At 52.2% G+C, this 26499-nt stretch carries 20 protein-coding genes; 6 read left to right on the top strand and 14 right to left on the bottom strand.

The features are described 5' to 3' along the window. The coding region (locus tag AB5903_RS09180; protein WP_368117805.1) for a site-specific integrase at positions 1-596 on the bottom strand (596 nt) is incomplete at its 3' end. 312 nt (positions 597-908) lie between these two features. On the opposite strand from AB5903_RS09180, the gene AB5903_RS09175 reads away from it, so the two are divergent. The 5 genes from AB5903_RS09175 to AB5903_RS09155 all read left to right on the top strand — a co-directional run bounded on the left by AB5903_RS09175 (position 909) and on the right by AB5903_RS09155 (position 11402). Then, positions 909-2366 carry a DUF3945 domain-containing protein gene (locus AB5903_RS09175; RefSeq protein WP_007558960.1) on the top strand — a complete coding sequence of 486 codons (1458 nt, stop codon included), beginning with the start codon at positions 909-911 and terminating at the stop codon, positions 2364-2366. Positions 2367-2369: 3 nt separating this feature from the next. Next, positions 2370-2585, top strand: coding sequence for a hypothetical protein (locus tag AB5903_RS09170; protein WP_004319199.1), 216 nt, complete (start codon positions 2370-2372; stop codon positions 2583-2585). Between the two features lie 15 nt (positions 2586-2600). After that, positions 2601-4700: a type IA DNA topoisomerase gene (locus tag AB5903_RS09165; protein WP_074783786.1), complete on the top strand. Its 2100-nt coding sequence runs from the start codon at positions 2601-2603 to the stop codon at positions 4698-4700. Positions 4701-4843: 143 nt separating this feature from the next. Next, the gene (locus tag AB5903_RS09160) at positions 4844-5293 is read left to right on the top strand and encodes a DUF1896 family protein (RefSeq protein ID WP_154291651.1); all 450 of its coding nucleotides are present in this window, start codon (positions 4844-4846) and stop codon (positions 5291-5293) included. After that, positions 5280-11402 (top strand): helicase-related protein, encoded by a 6123-nt coding sequence (locus AB5903_RS09155; RefSeq protein WP_061436640.1) that lies wholly within the window; start codon positions 5280-5282, stop codon positions 11400-11402. Before AB5903_RS09160 ends, AB5903_RS09155 begins: the two co-directional genes overlap by 14 nt. Before the next feature lie 63 nt (positions 11403-11465). Here AB5903_RS09155 and AB5903_RS09150 read toward each other — a convergent pair whose 3' ends face one another. The 8 genes from AB5903_RS09150 to AB5903_RS09115 all read right to left on the bottom strand — a co-directional run bounded on the left by AB5903_RS09150 (position 11466) and on the right by AB5903_RS09115 (position 20556). Then, the gene (locus AB5903_RS09150; RefSeq protein ID WP_004319206.1) at positions 11466-12479 is read right to left on the bottom strand and encodes a YhcG family protein; all 1014 of its coding nucleotides are present in this window, start codon (positions 12477-12479) and stop codon (positions 11466-11468) included. A gap of 135 nt (positions 12480-12614) precedes the next feature. Further along, positions 12615-12941 carry a helix-turn-helix domain-containing protein gene (locus tag AB5903_RS09145; protein ID WP_004295487.1) on the bottom strand — a complete coding sequence of 109 codons (327 nt, stop codon included), beginning with the start codon at positions 12939-12941 and terminating at the stop codon, positions 12615-12617. Positions 12942-12944: 3 nt separating this feature from the next. Beyond that, the gene (locus AB5903_RS09140; RefSeq protein ID WP_004303820.1) at positions 12945-13256 is read right to left on the bottom strand and encodes a helix-turn-helix domain-containing protein; all 312 of its coding nucleotides are present in this window, start codon (positions 13254-13256) and stop codon (positions 12945-12947) included. Positions 13257-13654: 398 nt separating this feature from the next. Then, positions 13655-14515 carry an RteC domain-containing protein gene (locus AB5903_RS09135; protein WP_004295489.1) on the bottom strand — a complete coding sequence of 287 codons (861 nt, stop codon included), beginning with the start codon at positions 14513-14515 and terminating at the stop codon, positions 13655-13657. A 105-nt stretch (positions 14516-14620) separates the two neighbouring features. Continuing rightward, on the bottom strand, positions 14621-15478 hold the full coding sequence (locus AB5903_RS09130) for a helix-turn-helix transcriptional regulator (RefSeq protein ID WP_004294809.1): 858 nt from the start codon (positions 15476-15478) through the stop codon (positions 14621-14623). Positions 15479-15854: 376 nt separating this feature from the next. After that, positions 15855-18353 carry a heavy metal translocating P-type ATPase gene (locus AB5903_RS09125; protein WP_368117804.1) on the bottom strand — a complete coding sequence of 833 codons (2499 nt, stop codon included), beginning with the start codon at positions 18351-18353 and terminating at the stop codon, positions 15855-15857. 202 nt (positions 18354-18555) lie between these two features. Further along, entirely contained in the window at positions 18556-19143 is a 588-nt protein-coding gene (locus tag AB5903_RS09120; RefSeq protein WP_117917336.1) for an AraC family transcriptional regulator, read from the bottom strand. Between the two features lie 105 nt (positions 19144-19248). Further along, positions 19249-20556, bottom strand: a complete 1308-nt coding sequence (locus tag AB5903_RS09115; RefSeq protein WP_270424468.1) for an MATE family efflux transporter — start codon at positions 20554-20556, stop codon at positions 19249-19251. A 171-nt stretch (positions 20557-20727) separates the two neighbouring features. On the opposite strand from AB5903_RS09115, the gene AB5903_RS09110 reads away from it, so the two are divergent. After that, positions 20728-21411 (top strand): tetratricopeptide repeat protein, encoded by a 684-nt coding sequence (locus tag AB5903_RS09110; RefSeq protein WP_368117803.1) that lies wholly within the window; start codon positions 20728-20730, stop codon positions 21409-21411. Positions 21412-21448: 37 nt separating this feature from the next. Here the strand turns inward: AB5903_RS09110 and AB5903_RS09105 are convergent, their stop codons facing one another. The 5 genes from AB5903_RS09105 to AB5903_RS09085 form a co-directional block, all read right to left on the bottom strand. Beyond that, complete coding sequence (locus AB5903_RS09105; protein ID WP_272711000.1) at positions 21449-22774, bottom strand: zinc-dependent metalloproteinase lipoprotein; 1326 nt, start codon at positions 22772-22774, stop codon at positions 21449-21451. 64 nt (positions 22775-22838) lie between these two features. After that, on the bottom strand, positions 22839-23612 hold the full coding sequence (locus AB5903_RS09100) for a biotin--[acetyl-CoA-carboxylase] ligase (protein WP_151878123.1): 774 nt from the start codon (positions 23610-23612) through the stop codon (positions 22839-22841). Continuing rightward, on the bottom strand, positions 23596-23952 hold the full coding sequence (locus AB5903_RS09095; protein WP_005657644.1) for an MmcQ/YjbR family DNA-binding protein: 357 nt from the start codon (positions 23950-23952) through the stop codon (positions 23596-23598). Before AB5903_RS09095 ends, AB5903_RS09100 begins: the two co-directional genes overlap by 17 nt. Before the next feature lie 23 nt (positions 23953-23975). After that, on the bottom strand, positions 23976-24341 hold the full coding sequence (locus tag AB5903_RS09090) for a YraN family protein (RefSeq protein WP_117856958.1): 366 nt from the start codon (positions 24339-24341) through the stop codon (positions 23976-23978). Between the two features lie 778 nt (positions 24342-25119). Next, the gene (locus AB5903_RS09085) at positions 25120-26322 is read right to left on the bottom strand and encodes an ROK family transcriptional regulator (protein WP_272710977.1); all 1203 of its coding nucleotides are present in this window, start codon (positions 26320-26322) and stop codon (positions 25120-25122) included. Positions 26323-26499: the final 177 nt, after the last annotated feature.

Below are 26499 nucleotides of genomic sequence, written 5' to 3'. Positions count from 1 at the left end.
TTCTTTATTTCCTCCTTGCTCAACACGTCGGGCAGCGTCTTCTCCCGTTTGGCACGGTTCACCTTGTAACACCGCCGTTCCTGACCGAGAACTTTCTCGTAATAGAACTTGATGGCGTTGATACGCTGGTTTTGCTGGCAGGAGGATATGTTTTTCTCGTGGATGAGATACAGCAGGTAGTCGTTTATCTCGCCGGGGGTAACCGTTTCAATCTTACGCCCCTCGAAATGCTGTTGGAAATCGCGGAAATAGGAGGTATATACCCTTACGGTATGGTCACTGTAACGCACTTGCTGAAGTTTTTCCAGATAGCCTTCCGGCAGTGGCGGCCGTTTGTCTTCCTCTTTACGGGGGGCGGTTTCCTTGATGGCAGAATAGTCTATAAACGCCATTTTCACATAGCGGTCGAAGAACTCGGCAAGCACGAAATCTTCTGCCGGCAGATAAGCCCTGCCGCCGACAAGCAGTACGTTTTCTTCCTTCGACAGCGACAAGCGGATGTCATTGTCATTACCGAAAGTCACTTCGACAAATTCTCTCCCGTTTCTTATCACCGGAGAAAGTTTGATCTTGTTTTTTGGGGTATATATTTCCATGCCTCACGTTTTGTCGGATATTGAAACCCGTTTTCGCAAATTTATAAAAAAACACGGGTTATCCATGCGCTTTATTGACATTTAACAATAGATCCCGACTACCTGACAATAAGGTGAGGAGCCACGAAAATACCCTCTGCCAAATCCGTCCTTCCCGGCACTCCGTTTCTCCGATTTCCTCTGCCCTGCGCCACAAGCGGCCACTTCTGTGCCCGATGCTTCCATAGCCTTTCCAACTCTTTTACGTTCAGCCGGTTCCCCTTACTTTCGTTCCCGCATCGCTATTGGTGCTAACTAAAAACACTCGTAATTATGGACGAAAACGTAAAGAACGACGCTAAACAAGTCATGCTCGTTCAGAATGCCGACGACGGACGACTGCAAGCCGTTACCGGCGTGGATCGGGACGGCAATATCCAGACCGCCGACCCCACGGATCAGAATGTGGCGAGCCTGCTGAACGTGAACACGCAGGATTCAGCCCTCGAAGCCTTCTTCAAAAAGTTCATGGAACAGGCCCAGAACCCCGTCCACACGGGTATCTTCGTCATGACGGAGAATGCCCTGAACAAACTTATCCGCATCGACTTCGACCCGGAGATTCTGGAAAATTACCGTATCGACCCCTCCGAACGGCTTCAGACGCAGGAGCAGCGGCAGTTCGAGCCGCTGGACGTCACGAAGATAGACCTGGCGGATATGGAGAAGAAAGGTATCCGCATGGAGGACATCGAGCCGCACCTGAAAGCCATGTCTTACGGACATAAATCCAACGGGCTGGTGGAGATGAACCCCGAACTGGAGAACGGGATGCGTGTTTCCACCAAAGGGCGCGTGTCGCTCGAAGAGCAGGCGGACGGCTCGCTGCGCGTCGTGCCGCATTACTGGCAGGAACGGCCCGACCTCGACGCCCCCTTCCACGGGGTGCTGCTCGACGAGGAGGCGAAAACGAACCTGATGAACACCCGCCACGCCGGGAAAGTGATCGACCTGGAGCTGGAGCCGGGCAAGCTCACGCCCTGCTACGTGTCGATAGACAAATGGACGAACACGCTGGAACCCATGCCCGTTTCGTTACTCGAAAAACGTGCCCGCATCAAGGAGGCCGACCTCTCGGAAGGCAAGCAGATGGATTTCTACGGCGGCGGCAAGGTGTTGCTCGAAGGATATACCACCCGCGCGGGTTATAAGCGGGATGCCTATATCCAAATCGACGCGGCCGAACGTAACTATTCCTTTACCTACGACGGTTTGGATCGCAACCGCTACGCCCAGGAGAACAAGGAGATTTACCGTCAGAAGGCCGCCGAGAAAAACGGACGGCAGGAAACTACGGCCTCCGAACGACAGCCCACGCTCACGATTCACCGGACAATCCTCAAAGCCTCCGTGCCCAAAGAGGCTTATGACCAGTGGACGGAAGCGGTGAATGATCCCTCCAAGCGGGCGGATGTCAAGGCTTTCTACATCAAGGGCATGGTCAAGGACGGGCAGGGTGAGCCGTTCAACGCCTGGGTCAAGCCCAACTTCGAGCGTAACAAGATGGACTTCTTCCGCTGGAATCCCGACCGTGCGAAACGGCAGGGAGCGGAGGTCAAACCCGCCGTTGAAAGCCGTACCCAGGTCGCCGTCAATTCCGAGGGCAAGACCGTCGAAGCGGTCAAAGGTGTGAAAGAGCCGCTCAAGCAGGGACAGCAGGAAGCCACCCCGACGCAGAAGAAAAATTACCGCAGCAGCAAAAAGAGCAACTCCAAAGGTGTCAAGGTATAACGTATGAAATGGTTCTACATGCAGGCCGGAGCCATGCCGCTCCTGATCGCGGCGCTGGCCGCCTTGTACCTCCGGCCGGGTAAACGCAGCCCCCCGGAGGAGGCGGACGACGGACGGCAGTATTACGACGGGAACGGCAACCATGTCTATTACGACCGCCGGCTGATCGCCCGTCCGGAAAAAGAGAAAGAAGAAGAACTACAAGAAAACAACCACTGAAAAATCCGAATCATCATGCAAGTAATTATCGCAGAAAAGCCCTCGGTGGCGCGTGAGATCGCCGCCATCGTGGGAGCCACGAACCGTAAAGACGGTTTTATCGAGGGAAACGGCTACGCCGTAACCTGGGCCTTCGGCCACCTGGTCGGGCTGGCAATGCCCCAACAGTACGGCATCGCGGGTTTCCGCCGGGAAAACCTGCCTATCCTGCCATCATCGTTCATCCTCCTGCCCCGGCAGGTTCGGGAGGGTAAAGAGTATAAGGCCGACCCGGGTGTCGTGAAGCAGCTCGGTATTCTCCGGGAATTGTTCGGCATGGCCGAGCGCATCATCGTCGCGACCGACGCGGGGCGTGAAGGGGAGCTGATCTTCCGCTACATCTACTCTTACCTGGAATGCCGCACCCCTTTCGTGCGGTTATGGATCAGCAGCCTGACCGACCGGGCCATCCGCGAGGGGTTACAACACCTCCGCCCCGGCAACGAATACGACAACCTTTACCTCTCGGCCAAAGCCCGCAGCGAAGCCGACTGGATCGTCGGTATCAACGCCTCGCAAGCGCTTGCCGTGGCTGCCGGGCGGGGCGTCTGGTCGCTCGGACGGGTGCAGACCCCCACGCTGGCGATCATCTGCTCCCGTTACCTGGAGAACAAGGCGTTCAAGCCCGCCACCTATTTCCGGCTGAAGCTCTCCACGGCAAAGGAGGGCACGGAGTTCACCGTCCTCTCCACGGAGAAATTCGACGGCAGGGAGAAGGCGGAAGCAGCCCGCGCCGAGGTTATCGGCGCCCGAACGGTACGCGTCGTGAACGTGGAGCGCAAGGAGGCCAGGGAACAGCCGCCTCTCTTGTACGACCTGACGACACTCCAGAAAGAGGCCAACAGCCGGTATGGTTTTTCGGCAGAAAAAACGCTCGACATCGCCCAGTCGCTTTACGAGAAGAAGTTCATCACTTATCCCCGTACCGGCTCACGCTATATATCGGAAGATGTGGCCGAGGAGATTCCGGCACTCATCGGGAACATGACACGCTATCCCCGTTTCGCGGAATACGCGGGCAGGATGGATACCGCATCTCTCTCCCGCCGAAGCGTGGACAACGAAAAGATCGCCGACCACCACGCGCTGCTTCCCACCGAGAACCTCCCCTCCGAACTGGATGCCGACCACCGCATCGTCTATGAGATGGTCGCGGGGCGGATGCTCGAAACCTTTTCCGGGGCCTGCGTGAAAGAAAACACTTCCCTTACCCTGCAAAGCGCGGGGCATGATTTCACGGCCCGCGGCAGTATCATGGTCGAGACGGGCTGGCGGGCCGTCCTGAATGAACCTGTCGAGGAGAAAGAGGAGGACATGACCCTCCTTCCCGACATCGTGCAAGGCGACGAGCTGCCCGTCAAGGGATGCGTCACGGAACAGAAACAGACCCGGCCGCGCCCCCTTCACACGGAATCGAGCCTGCTGGCGGCGATGGAAACCGCCGGACGCGAACTGTCCGACGAGGCCGAACGCGAGGCAATGAAGGATGCCGGCATCGGCACGCCCGCCACCCGTGCCGCCATCATCGAAACGCTCTTTGCCCGCGAGTATGTCAGGCGAGAGAAAAAGTCGCTTGTACCCACGGACAAGGGACTGGCCGTGTATGCCGTGGTCAGGGACAAGAAGATCGCCGATGTCGCCATGACGGGCGGCTGGGAACTGGCCCTCTCGAAGATCGCTACCGGGGAGATGGACGCCCCGACGTTCCATCGCGGTATCGAGGTATTCGCCTCGCAAATCGCCAAAGAACTGCTGGAAGCAAGAATCGACGGCGCAGAGAGTGACACAGCCTGCCCGCGTTGCGGCAGGCCCGTGGTGTTCTATCCCAAACTCGCCAAGTGCCAGAATCCCGATTGCGGCCTGACCGTATGGAGAACCGTGGCCCACAAGGAGCTGACCGACAAGCAGCTCGCGGAACTGCTGACCAAAGGCAAAACCGGCACGATCCGGGGATTCGTCAAAAACGGCGGCGGGACGTTCGACGCGGCCCTCACGCTCGATGACCAGTTCAAGACCTCGTTCGTTTTCGAGCCGCGCGATACTCCCAGGCAGGGAAAGAGGAACAAACGGAAATAATCGTTACCTTTGCCACTGGAAAAGACCTGTCATAACGAGATACGCTTGTTTGATAAGGATTTTTTCAGTGGTCGGCGCTTCGGGTGGGAACCCGGGGCGCCTTTCTCTTCCCCGATTATCAACGACCACTAAAAATTCTTATCATGCCAGACAAGCAACACCATACCCCCACGGGGGAATTGTCCTATTACGGACTTTCGTTACTATCCTACCTCAAGGACAGCCACCCGGAACTCATCGCCGAAGGTGAATTCATCGCCGAGCGGGCCGACAGCGCCGCCCAAGCGTACAGCGAGGCGATCCGTTCGGGCTGCAACCACATCGAGGCCGAAGAAATTGCCCGCGAGGAACTCTGCCGCGGACTGCACTTTTCACCCTACAACACGCTGGTAAACATCCTCTGGAGGGAATTCGAGGCGGAGATTCCCGAGGATACCGCCCGGCAGGCGGCTCTACGCCTGCTGCCCCTCTGCCGCGGGGTGCTGGAGAAGTACGACCTCACGGACGACTTCGCCGACACGCCCGACTACGAACTGTTCTATACCGAACTGACGGGAACCGTCCAAATACTTCTCGAAGATGGCATTCAATAAGAAAACCCACCTCCGCCAGAATATCGACGCGCTGAAGACGGCCTTCACGCTCGACAGGGAACGGCGGGCGCCGACTCCCGAAGAAGAAAGGACACTCGGCGCATACAGCGGCTTCGGCGCCATCAAGGAAGTGCTGGAAAACCCCACCGGGAAACCGGACAAGGACGGCATGGCAACGCTCGTGGCCGAGTTGCACGAGGTCATCAGGGCGAACACCCCCGACGAACGGGAATACAAGCGCTACATGGACGGGATCAAGAACTCCGTCCTGACGGCTTTTTACACGCCCCCGAAAGTGGCAGACGCCATCGTGGAGGCGATATGGGACACGCGGATCGTCCCCAAACGTATTCTTGACCCCAGTGCGGGAACGGGGGTTTTCGTCAGTGCCGTGGATTTCCACGCCCCCTATGCGGAGATCACCTGCTTCGAGAAAGACCCCGCCACGGGGTTGATCCTGAAGCACCTGCACCCCGAAAAACGGGTGCGGGTACAGGGATTCGAGCGCATCGAACCCAAATACGCCGGTTACTACGACGTGGCCGTGAGCAACATCCCTTTCGGGGACGTGGCGCTCTTCGACCCGTTCTTCTCCACCCATACCGACCCCGTGCGGCGGCAAGGCACACGGGCGCTGCACAACTATTTTTTCATGAAGTCCGTCGATATGGTACGCGAGGGCGGCCTGGTGGCATTCATCACCTCGCAGGGAGTATTGAACGCCGAGCAGGGACGCCCCGTGCGCGAGTGGCTGATGAACCGCTGCGAGCCCGTATCGGCCATCCGGCTGCCGAACAACCTCTTTACAGAACACGCGGGGACGGAGGTCGGCAGCGACCTGGTTATCCTGCAAAAGAAAGCCGCCACGGGGGAACTGTCCGAACGGCAGCGGGATTTCATCGAATCCCGCAAGCTGTCGAACGGCATCCGGATAAACAACCTTTTCCAGTCGTTCGACAGGGTGATCCATACCGAGGCCAAAGTAGGCAAAGACCCCTACGGCAAACCGGCGATGGAGTTCACCCACGCGGAGGGCGTGGACGGCATCGACCGGGAGATGCGGCGTATGCTCTCGGAGGATTTCAACCGGCATTTCAACGAGAGTTATTGCCTGGAACATGCTCCGGAACAGACACCCGGCACACCGGAGCGGGAATTGTCCCGTCCCCGTCAGGCGGAACGCCAGCGTGCCGAAAGACACGAGCCCCGCCTTGCCGGAGAAATCGTCAAGGAAATTATCGCCGACGCCCGTAACCTTCAGCAGCAGCGGGAAGAGGAGGAAAAACGCCGCGTCGTCGCCGAAATGGCGGCGCAGGGCTACCATGTCGATACCGAAACCGGGGAGATTACCCGAATCGAAAACAAACCCGGACAAGTGTTACCGGATTCTGCCGCCACACCCGCCGGAGAACCGACCGGGGAGGATCTGGCCGACTTCGGGGCCTGGTCGAAGGAGCGGGAGAATCGCTTGTGGGAGCAGCACCCGCCGAAACCCGAAGATTTCGGCATGGCGGATACTCCCGTGCAGCACGTGGGCGGAATAACGGAACCGAAACCGCGGGAGGGCTTCGCCGGGTCGCTTTTCGACACGGTGGAAACGGCGGCTCCCGTACCTGCCACCCAAGCTGCCGAACCGGTAAATGTGCAGCAGGAACCGTTGCTGACGCTCTACGATCTGTTCGGCTTCAGCGCCGAGGAGCGGCGGCAGGCAGAACTCGGTATATCCAAGAAAAGGAACAGCCGCCGGGGAGCAAAGCGGAAGACGCCCCGACAACCCTCATTATTCGCCCCGGCCTCCTCTCCGGAGGAACAGAAGAGCGAAATGCCGAAAACGACGCCACCGGAGCGTGATCCCGAAGACTTGTATGCCTCCCTGAACTGGGAGGACAACCCGCCGATCAACGGCTTTTACGAGATGATGATGTCGCTTACCCCGGAACGGAGGGCGGAATTGCGCCGACAAAGCGCCCGGCAGCAGGAAACCCCGGAACAGCGGGAACGGCAGGCGGTACGCCCCCCGACGGAAGCCCCGAAAGGCAAACGGAAACAAGCCGCCGGTACGCCGAGAACGGGCGGCCTGTTCGACACGCCGGACAATCCAGAGGAGGAAGAACCCGGTAAAGAAATGCCGCAGATACGGGAGGCGGATATGAAACCCCGACCGTTCGAGGGGGAGGTCGCCCCCTATTTCCGCGAGGGAACACTCGTCACGGACGGACAAAACCGGGTCGGCTACCTGCGGGAGACTGAATCCCTGCAACCCATGTTCCACCCGCTGGAACTCACGCCTGCACAACGGACGAAAGCCTCCATGTATATCGAGATACGCGATGCCTATTACCACCTTTATAACAACGAGGCGGAAACGCTGACGGCGAACCCCGCCCTGCGGGAGATGCTCAACCGGCTTTACGACAATTTCACCGAACGCTTCGGACGGCTCAATGACAAACGCAACCTCGACCTGATCAAGATGGACGCGCGGGGGACGGAGATTCTGTCGCTGGAGCGTTACATCGACGGCAAGGCACGCAAAGCCGACATCTTCGAGCGTCCCGTGGCCTTCAATCCCGATGAGATCACGCACGCCGACGACGCTTCGGAGGCCCTTGTGGCCAGCCTGAACAAGTACGGCCGGGTGGAACCGCACTACATGGCCTCGCTCACGGGAACTACCGTGGAGGGAATACTCGGGGAACTGAAAGGACGTATCTATTACAACCCGGAAACGGACGGCTACGAGGTTGCCGACAAGTTCATCGCCGGCAATGTCATCGGGAAAGCCGACCGGATCGAGGCGTTCCTGCGGGAGAATCCCGACCACGCCCCGGCCCGGGAATCGCTGGAGGCTCTGCGCGAGGCGACGCCCAAACCCATCGCTTTCGACGACCTGGACTTCAACCTGGGCGAACGGTGGATTCCAAAAGGTGTTTACGAGCGTTTCGCCTCCTCGCTCTTCGATACGGAGGTGAAGATCACCTTCGCCTCCAACCTGGACGAGTACGGCGTGAAGGCGGAAGCGACGAACGTGAAGATCACGGAGCAGTATGCCGTCAGCGCGCAGACCCGTAAGTACAACGGCCTGCACCTTTTGAAACACGCCCTGCAAAACACTTCGCCCGACATCACCAAGACCGTCCTCAAATGGGTGGACGGCGAACGGCGGGAGGTCAAAGTGCGTGACGGGGAGGCCATACAGCTCGCCAACAGCAAGATAGACGAGATCCGGGGTGCTTTCCCCGAATGGCTGCGCGAGCAGTCGTCCGACTTCAAAGACCGCCTGACAGACCTCTATAACCGTACTTTCAACTGTTACGTACGCCCGAAGTACGACGGGACGCACCAGGAATTCCCCGACCTCGACCTCAAGGGGCTGGGGATAGACAATCTGTATGACAGCCAGAAGGACGCGATATGGATGGACAAACTGCTCGGCGGCGGGATAATCGACCACGAGGTGGGCGGCGGAAAGACCCTTATCATGTGCTGCGGGGCCTACGAGAAGAAACGCCTCGGGCTGGCCAACAAACCCATGATTATCGGGCTGAAAGCCAACATCCATGAAATAGCCCGGACGTTCTGCACCGCTTACCCGATGGCCAAAGTCCTCTACCCGGGCAAGGAGGATTTCACGCCCCGGAAGCGTGAGCGCATCTTCCGGGAGATACGCAACAACGACTGGGACGCCGTGATCCTCTCGCACGAACAGTTCGGCATGATACCCCAGTCCCCGGAGATACAGCAGGAGATATTGCAGGCCGAGCTGGACTGCGTGGAGGAGAACCTCGAAGTGCTCAAAGCACAAGGCAGGGACGTTTCCCGCGCCATGATGAAAGGGTGTCAGAAACGCAAGGCCAACCTGGAAGCCAAGTTGCAGAAGGTGGCGCACGCGCTGGAAACACGCAAGGACGACGCCGTGGACTTCCGCCTCATGGGTATCGACCACCTCTACGTGGACGAGAGCCACAAATTCAAGAACCTGACTTTCACGACCCGGCATGACCGGGTGGCGGGCCTCGGAAATCCCGAGGGGTCGCAGCGGGCGCTCAACATGCTTTTCGCGCTGCGTACCATACAGCAGCGCACGGGCCGCGACCTGGGGGCGACGTTCCTCTCGGGAACGACCATCTCCAACTCGCTCACGGAACTGTACCTGCTTTTCAAGTACCTGCGCCCGAAGGAACTGGAGCGTCAGAATATCCGCACCTTCGATGCCTGGGCGGCCATATTTGCCAAGAAAACCATCGACTACGAGTTTTCCGTGACCAACGAGGTCGTGCAGAAAGAACGGTTCCGATATTTCATCAAGGTTCCCGAACTGGCCATGTTCTACTCCGAGATTACAGATTACCGCTCGGCGGAGGATATAGGGATCGACCGACCGCAAAAGAACGAGATATTGCACAATATCCCGCCGACACCCCAGCAGACGGAGTTCATAGAACGGCTGGTGCAATTCGCCAAATCGGGCGATGCCACGCTCCTGGGCCGCCTGCCGCTCTCGGAGCGGGAGGAAAAGGCGAAAATGCTCATTGCCACAGACTACGCCCGCAAGATGTCGCTCGATATGCGTATGATAGACCCCGAACTATACAGCGACCACGTGGACAACAAGGCGAGCCACTGCGCCCGTATGATTGCCGGTTACTACCGCCGTTTCGAGGCGTACAAAGGTACGCAGTTCGTATTCTCCGACCTGGGAACCTACAAACCCGGAGCGGGGTGGAACGTCTATTCCGAGATACGGCGTAAACTCGCGGAGGATTACGGCATACCCCAAAGCGAGGTGCGGTTCATCCAGGAGGCGACCTCGGAAAAAGCGCGCAAGGAGATGATCGCCGGTATGAACGCCGGGAAAATCCGCGTACTCTTCGGATCGACCGAGATGCTCGGGACGGGAGTGAACGCGCAGAAACGCTGCGTGGCGATACACCACCTGGACTGCCCCTGGCGTCCCAGCGACCTGGAGCAGCGCGACGGGCGGGGAATACGCACCGGGAACGAGATCGCCAAACTCCATGCCGACAACAAGGTGGACGTGATATTATACGCCGTCGAGAAGTCGCTCGACGCCTACAAGTTCGGGCTGTTGCACAACAAGCAACTGTTCATCCGCCAGCTCAAGACCAACAACATGGGAAGCCGTACCATCGACGAGGGGGCCATCGACGAGAAAAGCGGCATGAATTTTTCCGAGTATGTAGCCGTCCTCTCGGGAAATACAGACCTGCTGGACAAGGCCCGCCTGGAGAAGAAGATCGCCACGCTCGAAAGCGAACGCCAGGCATTCGTGCGCGGCAAATCATCGAGCCGCTACAAGCTGGAGCAGATCACGGAGAAGATAGAGAAGAACAACGACCTGATACGGCGTATCGGCAAGGATCTGGAACACTTCAAGGCCCGCGTCGAGTTCAACGAGGACGGCTCGTACCGCAATCCCGTGAAACTGAACGGGCTGGAAACCTCCGACCCCAAGCTCATCGGGAAACAGCTCAACCGTATCGCCGAAACGGCACGCACGCTCGACAGGCTCGAACCCATCGGGAGCCTCTACGGGTTCGAACTGCTCGTCCAGAGCGAAACGACCGGGAAAGACGGGCTCGACCTGGTGCAGAACCGTTTTTATGTCCGGGGTGAAGGGGATTATCTATACCAGTATAACTACGGGAATATCGCCTCCGACCCGCGACTGGCGGCGATGAACTTCATCCACGCGCTCGCGACCATCGAGCCGACACTGGAAAAATTCCGGAAAAAGAACGAGGAACTGGAGAAAGATATTCCCGTCCTGCGGGAAGTGGTGGAAAGTTCCTGGCGCAAGGAGCCCGAACTGACGGCCCTGAAAACTGACCTGACGGAAATAGACCGCAGGATACAGCAAAGCCTCAAACCGATAGAAGAGAGCGAGGGAAAGGAGGCGGAGGAGGATAACGACGTGTGCCGGGAACGGCATGACACGGCGGAAGAGCTCCCGAAGGAAGACAACACGGCGGCCCGTATTCCTTCCCGGCTGCGGCAGATTGCCGACGCCTCCGGGGGGCGCATCGTGATCGCGGGCGTGGGCAGCCCGCCGGAGAACGGCCCCGCAAAGAAAGGGATTAAGATGTAAGCGAAAAGCCGACGGAAGTACAGATTTCCGTCGGCTTTTTTCATATGCCCATGAGCGTTGTTGTCACACTTCCTGCAAGAGTGTTTGCAGCTCCTCCTGCGTGGGAAGATAGGTCATGTACTGGGCGGCGAAGACCTGCTTTTCATCTTCGGGCAGCGTATAACGGACGACCGCGTCGTTTTTCTCCGCGCAGAGGACGATACCCACCGGAGGGTTATCCCCGGGATTCATCAACTCACGGGTGTAGTAATTGACATACATCTGCATCTGCCCCAAATCCTGATGGGTCAGCTCCCCGGATTTAAGGTCTATTAAAACGAAACAGCGGGCCAGGTAATTGTAAAAGACCAGGTCGATGTAGAAATGCTTGTCGTCGAAGGAGATACGCTTCTGTCGCGCGACGAAGGCGAAGCCTTTCCCGAGTTCGAGCATCAAGCGCTGCAAGCGGCTGATGAGCAGTTGCTCCAGATCGGTTTCCAGAAAATGCTCTCCCTGGGGGATACCGAGAAACTCCAGGATATACGGGTCGCGGATGATCTCTTTGGGTTCGACACGCCCGGGTTCGGTACGGGAAATCTCCTCTTTCACGGCTTTCTTGTCTCGGCTGGCCAGCAGGCGGTCATAGAAAAGCGTGTTGATTTGGCGGTCGAGCTGCCGGACACTCCAGTTTTCCTTGACGCACTCGTGCAGGTAAAAATCACGGGCGGCATCGCCCGACACCTTGAGAAGCGTGCGGCAATGCGACCAGCTCAATTTATCACACAGCGTGTGATATTTCGGGTAGCACTGGTAAAACTGCCTCATGTACCGCAGGTTGGTGGCCGTGAACCCGTTTCCGAACTCCGCCACGAGCCGCCTGGAAAGGGTGTTGATGACAGCCTTGCCATATCCGGCACGGCCGGTTCCCTGCTGCTCGTACTCCACTATATATTTCCCTACCTGCCAGTAAGCCCTCACGAGGGTCGAATTGACATGATGTATCACCTTCGCGCGCGCTTCCTGCAAGATATGGCGCACGTTATGCAGTAGCTCTTCCTCCCCTTTGTCGGCAGGATATATTTTATCTGTTTCTTTCATTGTTCATTATTATATAGGCTTCCAAGTGCAAACATACTGATTTTACGGCAAATATCGAACGGTTGTACCGCCTTGTCGTGCCTTATTCCATGTATCTCCGCGTTTTTCCATGACGCCGGACTCTCGGGACAGGGCCTAACCGGAACCGGCAGGACGATCCTTTTTCAGCTTGCGGAAATTACTGAAGTTACGCTCGATGAACCGCAGGACGTCCGATTCCCGGTAGAAGGTCTTGTGATAGATCATCTCGTAAGGCAGCTCTCCCGAGGTGCGGTAACGCTGGAGTGTGCGCTTGCTGATATTGAGCATACGGCACAGGTCGTAATTGTCCAGAAGACGCTCCCCGTCAGGCAGGATGGAAAGCGGTTGCTCCACATCCCCCGCGCACAGCTTCTCAATACGTTCCAGCCGTTCCGAGAGCCGCTGCATCCATCCGTCGAAATATTCCTTATCCAGAAACATGGCCTACTCCTTTGGTCGGTTTTTGCGCCGCACGGAACGCTCCTTCAGCACACGGCGGATTTCCGTGAGGGAATAATACAGCTTCCGGTTGATGGCCGAATAGGTGATCACGTGATCCGAGCGGAGGCGTTGAAGGGTACGCCCGCTGATGCCCAGGTAACGGCAGACCTGCTCGCCGTCCATCCATTCGTCGTTTATATACTCCTTATTCCATGCACGCCCCTTTTCAGGGAGAGAGGCGATTGCAGCCTCTATTTTCTCTATACGCCCGACAAGCTCGTTATAGGCTCGCGAACCGATCACTATGATTTTCATACTCCTTTGTTTTTTAGTCTGTTACAAAGGTCGGGCTTATATGGACAGCTTAAAACGAGGTCGGTACGACTTTTTTTTGATAATTTGCAGTGAACTGATTCTCAACGGTTCATGCGGTGAAGAAGGCAGTGTTTTTTACCGAAATCCGCGGCCCGTACTCGGTATTTTTATTGGCAGAAATGCGATAGCATACTGTGATTCAACGCTTAACGGTGTTCTAATCCGGACGGGGCTACAACGGAACACCCGTATCGGCTCCTTATACGGGTGCAAATACGGGCGTTCGGGAAAGTTCCTTTCGAGAGTTACGGGGGAAAACCGACCTCGGTTCTTTTGTTATATACAACGCTGATTATCAGTGCTTCTATAAGAAATAGAGTGCTTTACCGGTTCATGTTCTACTCGGAATTGCCGTTTTTCTTGTTTCGCTTCCACGTCTGCATACGTTTAAGCAGGGCCTCTTTCGCCTTGTCAAGCCACGGTGTCGGGTTGTTTCGGATTTTCATATCGCAGAATGTCCTCGAAAGGTTCATGTCGAGGTGTACGTTGAAAGCGTTGGAAATGTAGCTGGCAAGTTGCGTGAGTGGCACATTGCCGAAACAGCCTTTACTGTCGAGCAGGTAAATAAGTTCCGTCAGATCCGTCTTCGAGTCCTGCCATGTCGGACGCACGTCAGGCAATGGCAGAACCATGTTCCGGAGGTTCGTGCTCTCCAGTGATTCCAATTCGCCCATAAGATAAACCGACAACATATCGTTGGCCAGGATTTTCGCCACCTTGAAATCCGCGTTTGTCGAAAACTGCGGGTCGAGTTCATAGTAGAAGGTTTCCAGGTATTGCTCCGTGTCGGTCTGCCCGCGCAGGAAATAGAGGCTGTCCAGGTGTGTAGCGCCGCTGCGGAAATAGCGGATAAAGTCGAGGCGTTTCTGCGTGTACGCGTTGATGGCCCGAACATGGGCGTCCAGGTACTCCCGTTGTGCCTCGATACTTCCTACCGGACGGTTCATCTCGATATTGTAGAGCTTGCGGTAATAGATCAGACGGCAAAAAAGACGGGGTTTGATTTCTTTGAAGAACTTTATTTCCTCGTCATCGTTTTGAAAACGGTAGCCGATGATATATTGTTTCAAACGGTCGAACGCTTCTCCCAGGACACGTGACGCTTCAAGCGACTTTTTCAACACGTCGGTATCCCGCGATTCGATACGTTCGATACTCCGCAGGACTTCGCTGTTTAATTTTTCTATAAATGCAATCATAATCCGTCTTGTTACTTTCGCGTATAAAGTTAGCGAATCGAAAAACCGGCGGATTACGATTTTTATCTTTCTCTTCGTTTTTTTATCACGGAGCCGATTTTAATGTCAGATCCGACCTTCCTGGCGGATGGAAGTGGGATTGCTCCCCATATTCCGCTTGCAAAAGTCCGTAAAGTGGGATTGGGCGGAGAAACCGCACATGTAGGCTATTTCCTGCAACGTGTAGTGTGTCGTCCGCAACAACTCCCCGATACGTTCGATACGGCGCTGACGTAACCACGAGGAGGCCGAGCAGCCGAAAACCCGCTGGAAACGCCGGCGGAAGGTAATCGTGCTGGAATACCCGCAAACCCCGGCGAGTTCCGTGACGTTATCCGAGGCAAGATAATTCGATTTGACACGGGAGATGAACTCGTAATCGTCCCCCAGGTGCAACAGCTCCTCGAACTCCCCGACATCGGCGGGAGTGAGATGTTCATAAGAGGCGTCGAGCATTTTCAGCATGACAGCAGCGTTACATTCAACGGGCATACCCAATGTCTTACGGGCTTCACGCAGGTAATTCTTGAACCGCAGCCGCAGCGTGTCGTGATGCGGGTAGGAACACTCGGACAGAATGGTGCAAACCGTCCGCAGTTCATCGACACAACAGTAGCCGAAATACCACGTTACAAGACGCTCGACGTAATGGACGACATGAAATTCCTCCGAAAGCATCAGAAGAAGCAGGAACGGGGTGAAATCCTGGTATTCCCTCGTTATGGGACGGGGTGCTTCGTCAAGCAAGGAGGCGATGTCCCGCATCAGCAGAGAATCTCCCGAGTACGCTTTTATTTGTTCGGAACTGCGGGCATAATCCCGGTAACGCGATATGACCGCCGACAAAGCATTGAACTTCACGGCGTGAACGCCTTCTATAAAGGAAGGGCGAAGACTGTTGTAAATGGATAAGTCGGTTTGCATAAGTCATTTCTATAAAACGGAGCCGCATCCCCTTGTTGCCAAAACTCCGCAAGTCGTTACTTATGAACCGCTTGGAACACGGTACGAATCCTAATTACAAATATATCGCATCTGATAATCCGGAACAAATATCAGCAGGTAAAAATGAAAATAAACCTCGTTATTTTTGATTATTACCTGCAATAATATTATATTTGCAAACAAATAAGAGTTGTTTGACAGCATGAGAAATATAGTGTATCAAAGCACTTTACCAATTTCTTATCCGTTGCCCATTCTCATGCGAGTTTCTTTTAATCTATTTGTAGTCAATTAAATACCTTCAGACTACATCAAATATAGCAAAATAATGCCAATCGGTATAAACAAATTTCGGTTATTCTTTCAACGTGTAGTCGCCGGCTTGGGCGGTGACCACTGCCTGTAACTCGTCGAGTGTCTTTTCGCCTTCCGAAAACTCCACGACCGCTACCGGCGGGTTGAGGGTTACGGTGGCATGTACGCCTTCCATACTGTTCAATGCTTTTTCCACATGCATGCGGCAATGGTTGCACATCATGCCTTCCACTTTAAATTCTTTTTTCATGACGTTTTCAGTTGATGGTTCTACTTTATTTTCCGGTTGTCCTGCCGGGGTGGAGGCAGGGCTTTCCGCAGTCTCTATCTTTTTCCTTTTTAGCCGCAGACTGTTGGTTACTACGCTGACACTGCTGAATGCCATGGCTGCACCGGCTATCATTGGATTCAGCAGGAAGCCGTTGACGGGGTAGAGTACGCCGGCTGCAACGGGTATACCTATTATGTTGTAAATGAACGCCCAAAACAGATTCTGACGGATGGTGCGCACAGTCAGCCGGGAGAGTTTCAACGCTTCCGGTATCTTTGTAAGGTCGGAAGAGATGATGGTCATCTTGGCCACATCCATGGCGATGTCGCTGCCGCCGCCCATGGCAATGCTTAAATCGGCTTGCGCCAGGGCTGCACTGTCGTTGATGCCGTCGCCTGCCATTGCCACTTTCCTGCCGTTTTTCTGCAGGCTGCCGATAAAGGCGGCCTTATCCTGCGGCAGCACCCCCGCTCGATAATGGAGGATGCCGGCTTTGCGTGCAATCTCCCAGGCAGTGGCTTCGTTGTCGCCCGTCAGCATATAGACTTCGATGCCGGCGGCTTGCAATTCGCTGACGGCTTGTATGGAGCTTTGTTTTATTTGGTCTGTAATCCCGGCTATGGCAAGTGCGTTTTTGCTGTCGGCAAACCAGATGACGGTCTGCGCATCCGTTGCCAGGCGGGCGGCTTCATCGCTTAGCGACCGGCTGACGGTAATCCGGTTTTCTTCCAGCAGTTTCCGGTTGCCGGCATAATAGGTCTTTCCGTCCGACTCGCCTTTCACACCTCTGCCGGTAATACTTTCAAAGTTGTCTATACTTACGTCCCGGGCATTCTGTAAATGGCGGACTACTGCTTCGGCAAGCGGATGTTCCGATAACTTTTCCAGACTGTAGAAGATGTTTTCATGCGCTACCGTCTGCGTTGCCCAAATCAAATCGCCGACTACCGGCTTTCCTTCGGTCACGGTTCCGGTCTTGTCCAGTACCACCGTATCAATCTTTTTGGCGGTTTCCAGGCTTTCGGCGTCTTTTATCAGAATGCCCCGTTCCGCACCTTTGCCGATGCCTACCATGATGGCGGTGGGTGTGGCAAGTCCCAGGGCACACGGGCAGGCGATGATAAGTACCGTAACCAGCGCCAGCAATCCGTGTGTAAAGCCGTTCTGCCCATCCAGCAGCATCCATGCGATGAAGGACAGCACGGCAATGCCGATAATAACCGGCACGAAGATGCCCGCAATCTTGTCTGCCAATTGCTGGACGGGGGCTTTGCTGCCTTGCGCATCCTGCACCATGTGGATGATTTTAGCGAGCAGCGTATCTGTCCCTACTTTCTCCGCGCTGAACCGGAAACTCCCTTTTTGGTTGATAGTGCCGGCAAAGACTTTGGCGTTCTTTTGCTTGGCTACTGCTACCGGTTCACCGCTCAGCATGCTTTCGTCCACGTACGAACTGCCTTCCGTAACGATGCCGTCCACGGCAATCCGCTCTCCCGGTTTCACTAAAATAATGTCTCCCGGACGAATCTGTTCAATCGGAACAACCTTCTCAGATGAGGGACCGGTGATAACGGTTACCGTTTGGGGTTGCAGACCCATGAGTTTCCTGATGGCGGAAGAGGTATTTCCCTTAGCCTTTTCCTCCAGCAACCGCCCTAACAGGATAAAGGCGATAATGACGCTTGCAGCCTCGAAGTAGACGTGCGGATGGATGCCCCTTTCCAGCCAAAATTCAGGGAACAGCATGTTGAACAGGCTGAACAGGTAGGCGATTCCGGTGCTGTTGGCTACCAGCGTATCCATATTGGCGGTGCCGTGTTTCAGTTGTTTCCATGCGCTGGTAAAGAAACTTCTTCCCAACCAGAATACGACGGGAGTAGAGAACAGCCACATAATAAGATTGGCGTAAGGCATATCCATAAAGAACATGCCGATAACCATAACGGGCACGGACAAGACGATGGCCCATGTGGCGCGGAATTTCAGCGCGCGATATTTTTTGTCGTGTGCCTGCTCCACTTTATCCGGTGTATTCTCATCCTGTTTAATCAGCAAGTCGTATCCGGCATTCTGCACGGCCTGCTGCAGGGCTTCGGGAGAGCAATTCTGGGAGTCATATTCCACAGTTGCCGTTGCCGAAGCATAATTTACGGTTGCTTTTCGGACGCCGGGCTGGCGGTTCAGCGTCTTTTCCACTCTTGCGGAGCATGAGGCGCAACTCATTCCCATTACGGGAAAGGTTTCTTGAACGATGCTTTTGTTTGTCATATCAATAGTAGTACAATTTATTTCTTCCAGGATAAACTTCCGGTTTAATGGGAATAAACTTGAAGTTCAATAGGAGTAAACTTGAAGTTTAATAGGAATAAACTTTTAGTTTAATGTGGATAAACTTTTCTATGAAACAAAGATACGGCAAGGAAGTTGTCCGATAGTTGCAAAATTCGGGATATGATTTATAAGATTCTGCTTATATTTCGTCAAGCGGCTTGCGTTTGTTCCCCTTTATTTTCTTGAAGTGACTGGGAGTCATTCCGGTTACATGCTTGAATTGGGCGCTGAGGTAGGAGACACTCGAATAGTTCAGTATATCGGCTATTTCGTTCAGGGATAGTTCCCCGTACATCAGCAGTTCTTTGGCACGCTCTATCTTCTGTGCGATGAGGTATTTTTCGATAGTGGTGTTGGTTGTTTCCGAGAAAAGCTTGCTTAATGCGCTGTAGTCCCGGTGCAGCTTGGATGCCAGGTAATCGGACAGATTGGTTTTCAGTCCGTTGTCATCGTAATGTACCAATTCGATGATAGCATCCTTTATCAGCTCTACTGTCTGTGATTTCTTGTCGTCAATCAGTTCGAATCCGAATGTTTCAAGCGAGGCTTTTACACGCTGATACGTTTCGTCGCTGATTGCGTCGGGCAGGACGGCGATGCCCAATTCTACCGAAAGCGGGTGCAGCCCCAGTTGCTCAAGCTGGCTTTTCACCACCATGATGCAACGGTTGCAGACCATGTTCTTGATGTGCAGTGTGTTTTCGGGATTGGGTGTAATATCGGGCATTCCGTTCTTTTTCGGGCAAAGATAATAGGTATGGTTTGTTTTTGCTTTCATTTGTCTGCGAATAAATATTAATGGGGTTTATGGCAACCTCATCGTGAAATGCCTTTAGTGAAAGCTTTTTTCCATAACCTTCCGGCTGAGCAATGTCTGCATAGCGCCCCGCATGGACAGGTAAACAAGAAAAGCAAGCCACAGGGCATGGTTGCCTAAAACCGTGTGGAATCCGTAGTACACCGCAAAGAAGCTGACGGCTGAGGCTGCCATGGAGAGAAGCATGCCGCGCGTTGCCGTTGCGCCGATAAAGATGCCGTCCCAGATAAAGGCGGCAATTCCGGCAGCGGGTATGGCAAGCGCCCAATAGAAGTAAGTGTCGGCGGCGGTTATTACGTTCCGGTCATCGGTCAGCAGTGCCAGAAAAGCATTGCCTCCCGAGGCATAGACCAGCGTGAACAGTACGGTCAGCCCGGCGCCCCATATAAACAGATGCCGGACGGTATCGGTAAATGCTTTCCGGTTGCGGGCACCTATGTATCGTCCGCTCAGGGCTTCTCCCGCATAGGCGAAACCGTCCATCACGTAAGAGAAAAGGGTGAAGAGTTGCATCAGCAACGTGTTTACCGCCAGGATAATTTCACCTTGCGAGGCTCCTGCCGAGGTAAAGAATAACGTAACGGCTACCAGACACAATGTCCGCAGGAAAATGTCGCGGTTCACTTGGAAAAAGCGTATCATTGCTTCTTTTTGAAGCACTCCTTTCCAAACGATATACTTCTTCAGTTTGCCGTAGCGGTTCATCCACAGTGCCAGCCCCATAAGAAAACCCGCATATTGGGCAATCAATGTTCCCAAGGCTACGCCTTCCACTTTCATCCCGAAGAAACAGACAAGGCTGAGGCTTGCCATGATGTTGACAATGTTCTGCGTAATGGCTATGTACATGGGAATGCGGGAGTTCTGCATACCGATGTACCACCCGGAGAGTCCGTATAGCCCCAGCATGGCGGGAGCGCCCCATATGCAGATATGAAAGTAGAGTGTTGCCATTTCCCTGACTTCTTCCGTGGGGCGGATAATCTGGAAAGCCGCTTGCCTGATAGGAACTTGCAGCAGGATAAGGCATAATGCCACGGCAAGTCCTATCCCCACCGAACGTATCAGCAGGCGGACAATTTCCGGCAGGTCCCGCTTGCCGTAAGCCTGTGATGTCATGCCGCTGGTTCCCATACGCAGAAAGCCGAATATCCAATAAATGATATTGAACAGCATGCCGCCTACTGCAATGGCGCCGATATAGGCAGGAGAACCCAGGTGTCCTACAATGGCTACGTCAATCAGCCCGAGCAGGGGCACGGTGATGTTCGATACGATGGAGGGTAAGGCTATCTGTAATATCTGTCTGTCTATGGGATTCATTAGCAATGTTTTATTTAAGAGAACGCAAAGGTACGCAGAAAAAGAAAAAACAGTGGGAAAGATTAACTATATTTCTACTTTCATCTATTGACGATTGCTGCGGAAATCCGTAAATTTGTAGATGAATTTCTATTGGGATATTTCAGGCTGTTTAACTATATACACTTTAAAATGAAAACCTTGACTTTTCTTTTCTTCGGACTCCTGCTGTGTCCGATGACGCTTTTGGCACAATCGGCAGATGTATTGTTGCAGAAGGTGGCTGATGCCTTGTCGGCAGGTAAGGACGATTATGCCGTGAGTCTGTTCCGTCAGGCTGCCGATGCGGATGCGGGACAGACGGAGATGTTCTATTGGACAAGCGTTGGAAAAGCCACTGCGGCAGCTCCGCGGCTTGCGCAGGAACTGGCCGTTTGCTACAGAGACAAACGGAATTACGACAAGGCATACCTTTTTTATAAGGAGTGGCTGCAGTATTATCCGGAAGATGTTTCCGCACTTGTAGCCTGTGCAGAGATGCAGATGATGCGCGGTGAAACGAAAGACGCGATGAAGCTCTATGAGAAAGTGCTGGCTTTGGATGCCGACAATCTTCAGGCAAATATATTTTTGGGCAACTATTACTACCTGCAAGCCGAGCAAAAGAAGAAAACGTTAGAGGACAACTATAAGAAAATCGTAGCGCCCACACGTATGCAGTATGCCGGTTACCGTAACGGATTGTCGGATATTTACTCCAATGGGTATAGCAAGGCTAAGGGGTACTTGCAGAAGGTGCTTCAACTCTTCCCGTCTACCGAAGCAGGGAAGACCTTGGAGCGGATAAAGAAATTGGAAAAAGAGATGAATAATTGACGGTTCATCTCTTTTCTTTTCCTGCCTGTAGCAATGTCTATTTGGCGGTACGGATTGGCAACTCCATAAGTCCGTCTGGTGCAGAACGGGTGTCTGCTTCCTGAACGGCTTTGGGGCCCGGTATCAGAGGACTGTATAACAAGACATGCCGGATGCGTGCCCGCTGTTCGGGAGTAAATTGGTCGGAATGGCTGATTGCGTAATCCATGATATTGCGTGAGACAAAGGATTCGCCTGTCAGGCAATTCTCACGGTTCACCAAATTGGCAAATGTGAAGTTTTCCGGTTCATTCGCCGCGATATATGCGTAATTCATATCGTATGCTTCCTTATTGTAGGTGGGGGTATCTGTGCAATAGTCGGTATCTTTACAACTGTTTCCTCTTTCTGTTTCGGAGAATACATGGTGTAATCCTAAATAATGCCCTAATTCATGAGCCAACGTAACGGTAATGTCTGCTGGTTTGTATGTGGTTGCCGTACTTTCTTCGTTGATGAACCGGCTGTTGATGGATACACAATAGGGGAAGGACAAGTTTTTCAGTTCTAATCGGGATACATTGATTTCACTGAGACCGGCCAGGCTGTTCGCCCCTTTTGTGGTAAACGGCAGATGGGATATTCCTAATGTCGTTGTATTACTGCCGGGCTCATTGGCAAAGTTGTAGACCATTATATTGATATATCTGTTGGGGTCCCATACATATCTTACATACCCTTTTCCCGCAGTTTCGTTTATATCATCATTCATAAAGGCATCGCAATCTATCGGATAGCTGCCCGGCCATGAAATGTATTCCACTCCCGGCTGGTCCGTCTTTTCTCCATCCGGACTTGCGGTGGCGAGTGTAAAGGTAAGGTTCATGTCTGCGCTTTGCACGCTCTTCTTATAAAGCCGGTTTACTGCGTTCAATATTTCAGACAGGCGGTTGGGACTGACATACTGTTGCGCGTCGGACTTGTTTTGGTAAAGCACATGGAAAACCACCGGCAGATTGTAGTGATATTGTTCTATGGGTGTATATCCAGCCGCTTGAGTGATTTCTATTTTCCTGCTCATCTTGGTGGCTGGTGATGCGACTGTTACTGTAACTTTTCTTTCTTTACTGTCGGGGTTGGCTTCTATTTGCAGGGTCAATGTCTGATTTCCGGAGCCTTTGCCTGGAGTGACGTTGCACCATTGTGCCGTTTTGGATATTTGCCACTCCACATCGCTTGTTACGGAAACCGTTAATGTGGCTCCGTCGCCATCGACATTGCTGAATGACGATTCGGAGAGTTCCAAACAGTTGGCTTCATTATCTTCGCAACCATATAAGATAAAACTTGCTATAACGGCTACAATTAAGGCTTGTATCTTCATGGGTTTATATATTGATTTCATACAAAACGTGTTTTATAAAGATAATGTTTGCCAATTTGTCTAATCAGATAATGTATTGCACCTCTTTAAATAAATATTCCCGTTCCTTGCCGTTCTCGTCTTCCAGGACAAAACGTCCGTCTTGTTCCACACGCAGCAGGCGGGCAGAGAATTTGCCGCCGGCATCTTCGTAAGGGTGAAAACCTCTGCGGCGGAATAGGGAGCGGGCATAACGGGCGGTTATTTCGGCGGTATAAGTACCGCTGTCTTCCGTTTGCAAACCGTTGTAGTAGATTTGTACCCTTTTCAGTATGTGCGATAGAATCTCATAGCGGTCGTGTTCCTGACCGGTAATTTGTTTCAGCGATACCGGGTTGGGGGCATCACTGTGAAACTCATTCTGATTGATATTGATTCCGATGCCGGAAATGCTGCGTCCGATGAAGTGTCCGGATAGGTCGTTCTCTATCAGTATGCCGCATATTTTCTTGTCTCTCCAGTAAATGTCATTCGGCCACTTTATCGTAATTTCGTCCGACCATCTGTCCAGCTCTTCCTTGATGGAAAGAGACACGATTTGTGATAGGATAAACTGGCGGCGCGCTTCCAGAAAAGTAGGATAGAGGACAAAGCTGAAAAGCAGGTTCTTGCCTCTTTCCGCTTCCCAGGTGTTGCCGCGCTGGCCTTTGCCGGCTGTTTGAAATTCGGCTGTAACTGTAGTCAGTTCAGCAACGGATTCTTGCAATTCATTACATAACTGGCTGATGTACCGGTTGGTTGAGTCGGTTTCATCCAACGCTATCAGCGGATAAGGAAACATTTCAGGGCAGGGCTTCATACTCATTGCGCATTTTTTTAGTGAATTTCTTTATTACTTCTTCGTAGGAGTGGTCTATCAGATGTTTTATCAGTTTGTCATCTGCATCACTGTCCAGGAGCACCTGGTTCCAATACTTCTTGTTGAAGTGCCAGGCTCCTTCAACGGCATTGTAGCGGTCGCGCAATTCCAGCGCGTATTCCGGGTCGCATTTCATGGTGATGCGGTCGGGAGTGTTGAGATTGATGCATAAAAACATCTTTCCCATTACCCGGATAACGAGGAAATCCTCACCGAAAGGAGTATCTTCGGTTGCGGCCTTTTTACTGAGGCAATATTCGCGGGCGGTTTCTATATTCATTGTATTCAGGGGTTAGGGTTCTTTTAAAACACAGGCGGGTAAAATGCTTCTTTGATGTGCTCTATCTCGAAAGCACCGGCATCGCCCACTGCTGTAATAATGTCGAAGCGCACGGGGGCGTCAATGCGGAAATGTTTTACGTAAGCATCGGCTGCTATGACAATACGGCGTATTTTCTGCCAGTTGACGGCATCTTGCGGCTTGATGTATTCCGTGTTACTTCGGGTTTTTACTTCTACGATAATCAATCCGTTGTCCTTGGTGGCAACAATGTCCAGTTCCAAACGGTTTTTCCGCCAGTTCCGGTCGCGTATCACATATCCGTTATGTTCCAGATAAGCCGCAACCGCATCTTCTCCGGCTTTTCCCAGAGCATTATGTATTGCCATAGTACAATTTTCTTTCTTTCAGTACAAAAATACGTTTTTTGTTCGAAAGTGGAAATATTTGTTCCAGTATATTCTCAAAGAGCTATAAATTAATCATATTCGTCACTATGTGCTTTAAAAGAACGGGATTTAAGAACATAAAAAAAGAACGAACCTAAAGAACTGCCTTATGAATGCACAGTTTTTCATAAACGAGATTGGATGTAGTTTCAACTTTTGCAAATCCAAGTCTGAGAAACCGGCGAATATCTATTTTGTGGCATGTGCCAGGAACAAACAAATAAAACTTTCCATTGAAGTAAGGGTATCGGACCAGTGGAACATAAAGAAATAGGAGGTGTATATCAGTTGCAGGCTGACTGAACTGGATAACGAAAACAATACCATCGTCAATGAAAAGATCTAGAGTGACAATGAAGGACTGAATGGCGTTTCCAGTCCTTTTTGAATTTTTATGTTTAAGAGCTCCGGGATTAATTAACTTTTCCTTTTGCTTTTTTGTCCCTATCTTAGGAGCTATTTTCTCAAATCTTCGTTATGTTCGTAATATTTCCGAGTATATCCTATAAATTTCATCTTCTCTTTATTAACAGTTTAATAATTTATATTTCCGAATTCCATAATATGAGGCAGTATTGGAAATCGGTTATTATGATGCAGGTTTATTCTGTGCTTTTATCAGTAACTAACTACCGCCTCACTTTTTCAATTTATTGTATATGATAGTTGCATTCTTGGTATACTCTTTGTCAATCCCATTATACCGGCAACGTCCGTCTTAAATTTCGAACATTCTGCTCCGTGCCAGCATGCAGGCTCCAACTACTCCAGCTTTGTCTTTTAGCTTGGAAACAGTTACCGTGGCGTCTTTGTTGACCAGATTCAATGAGTATTTCCTTATTGCCGTTTTAATTGGCTGCACTATATAGTCTCCCGTCGATGATAGTGTACCTCCGATTATTACTAGTTCCGGATTAAATATGCTGATTAATCCAGCTATTTGCCTTCCTAGTTTTTGGCCTATTTCCTCCACTATCTCAATGCATAGCAAGTCCTCTTTGTTGACTGCAGTGATGATTTCATCCAATGTGGGCGGATTTTCTGCAGTCCGTTTTGACAGTATGGAGCTTTCTCCGCTACCGATTCTTTCCAACAGAATGCGGTACAGTGCCGACCCTGAGGCTTCCGTTTCCAGGCATCCTTTTTTGCCGCAGTGGCACAGTATTTCATTGTCGAAAACATTGACGTGCCCGAATTCTCCGGAAAATCCGGATTTTCCCGTGTATACCTTCCCGTCTATGATGATGCCGATTCCGAGCCCCCAGCTTATATTGACAAAGATAATGTCTTTTTCCCCTTTGACGCATCCCTGCATGTGCTCTCCATAGGTCATGGCTCTTGTGTCGTTGTCTATGCAGACCGGGTATCCTATCTTTTCATTCAGTATATCTGCCAAAGGACGCTCTGAAAAGTTGAACATGCTGAAACTATATCCTGATTCCGGATTTACCCTTCCGGAGATGTTAATGCAGATATTCATTATTTTCTTGTCGTTGATTTCTGTTCTCTTTATGAAACTTCGGATGAGTGCACACAGTTCGTCCAAAGCTTTCTGTGTATTTTCGAACTTGTACGGTATGTTCATCCTGATTTCCACCATATCCCCCTTGAAATTGATTAGTCCGATGTTTATGGCAAATTTCTTAATGTCCACCCCAATGAAGTATCCTGATTCTGGGTTGAGTCCGTATAGACTTGGATGGCGGCCGCTACTGGTCTCCAGTTTCCCGTAGTCGTTTATATAGTTGTCCTCACACATTTCATTGATGAATTTGGTGGTTGTGGGCACACTAAGATCGAGTTCCTTGGCTAAATCGGTAATAGTGGAACTTCCATTATATATATAATGTGTGATAATCCTTTTTTTCAAGAGTGCATTCTTGCTCCCGGCTTCCATTTCTTTTAATAAATTCTGTTTCATAGGTATATGTTTTTATATTATTTGCTCTATTTGATTTAATATATTGACATATTTGAATTAATTAGTTTGAAATATTGCGTATTTGATTCGTTATTATGTAAATTATTTAGTATATATGTATTAATATATGTTAAGTATTAGCTATATATTAATCAAATACTTTATTAATCATTACAA

It is taken from the genome of Bacteroides sp. 2201st1_D9_2201SCRN_220225 (genome assembly GCF_040928965.1).
Taxonomy (GTDB): domain Bacteria; phylum Bacteroidota; class Bacteroidia; order Bacteroidales; family Bacteroidaceae; genus Bacteroides; species Bacteroides stercoris.
The sequence above is the reverse complement of the archived record's forward strand: the minus strand, read 5'-3'. Positions and strand labels throughout refer to the sequence as shown.

Excerpts from the sequence above, each read along its gene's own strand:
- AB5903_RS09175 (WP_007558960.1), top strand. The coding sequence starts at position 909 with ATGGACGAAAACGTAAAGAACGACGCTAAACAAGTCATGCTCGTTCAG.
- AB5903_RS09170 (WP_004319199.1), top strand. The coding sequence starts at position 2,370 with ATGAAATGGTTCTACATGCAGGCCGGAGCCATGCCGCTCCTGATCGCG.
- AB5903_RS09165 (WP_074783786.1), top strand. The coding sequence starts at position 2,601 with ATGCAAGTAATTATCGCAGAAAAGCCCTCGGTGGCGCGTGAGATCGCC.
- AB5903_RS09160 (WP_154291651.1), top strand. The coding sequence starts at position 4,844 with ATGCCAGACAAGCAACACCATACCCCCACGGGGGAATTGTCCTATTAC.
- AB5903_RS09155 (WP_061436640.1), top strand. The coding sequence starts at position 5,280 with ATGGCATTCAATAAGAAAACCCACCTCCGCCAGAATATCGACGCGCTG.
- AB5903_RS09150 (WP_004319206.1), bottom strand. The coding sequence starts at position 12,479 with ATGAAAGAAACAGATAAAATATATCCTGCCGACAAAGGGGAGGAAGAG.
- AB5903_RS09145 (WP_004295487.1), bottom strand. The coding sequence starts at position 12,941 with ATGTTTCTGGATAAGGAATATTTCGACGGATGGATGCAGCGGCTCTCG.
- AB5903_RS09140 (WP_004303820.1), bottom strand. The coding sequence starts at position 13,256 with ATGAAAATCATAGTGATCGGTTCGCGAGCCTATAACGAGCTTGTCGGG.
- AB5903_RS09135 (WP_004295489.1), bottom strand. The coding sequence starts at position 14,515 with ATGATTGCATTTATAGAAAAATTAAACAGCGAAGTCCTGCGGAGTATC.
- AB5903_RS09130 (WP_004294809.1), bottom strand. The coding sequence starts at position 15,478 with ATGCAAACCGACTTATCCATTTACAACAGTCTTCGCCCTTCCTTTATA.
- AB5903_RS09125 (WP_368117804.1), bottom strand. The coding sequence starts at position 18,353 with ATGACAAACAAAAGCATCGTTCAAGAAACCTTTCCCGTAATGGGAATG.
- AB5903_RS09120 (WP_117917336.1), bottom strand. The coding sequence starts at position 19,143 with ATGCCCGATATTACACCCAATCCCGAAAACACACTGCACATCAAGAAC.
- AB5903_RS09115 (WP_270424468.1), bottom strand. The coding sequence starts at position 20,556 with ATGAATCCCATAGACAGACAGATATTACAGATAGCCTTACCCTCCATC.
- AB5903_RS09110 (WP_368117803.1), top strand. The coding sequence starts at position 20,728 with ATGAAAACCTTGACTTTTCTTTTCTTCGGACTCCTGCTGTGTCCGATG.
- AB5903_RS09105 (WP_272711000.1), bottom strand. The coding sequence starts at position 22,774 with ATGAAGATACAAGCCTTAATTGTAGCCGTTATAGCAAGTTTTATCTTA.
- AB5903_RS09100 (WP_151878123.1), bottom strand. The coding sequence starts at position 23,612 with ATGAAGCCCTGCCCTGAAATGTTTCCTTATCCGCTGATAGCGTTGGAT.
- AB5903_RS09095 (WP_005657644.1), bottom strand. The coding sequence starts at position 23,952 with ATGAATATAGAAACCGCCCGCGAATATTGCCTCAGTAAAAAGGCCGCA.
- AB5903_RS09090 (WP_117856958.1), bottom strand. The coding sequence starts at position 24,341 with ATGGCAATACATAATGCTCTGGGAAAAGCCGGAGAAGATGCGGTTGCG.
- AB5903_RS09085 (WP_272710977.1), bottom strand. The coding sequence starts at position 26,322 with ATGAAACAGAATTTATTAAAAGAAATGGAAGCCGGGAGCAAGAATGCA.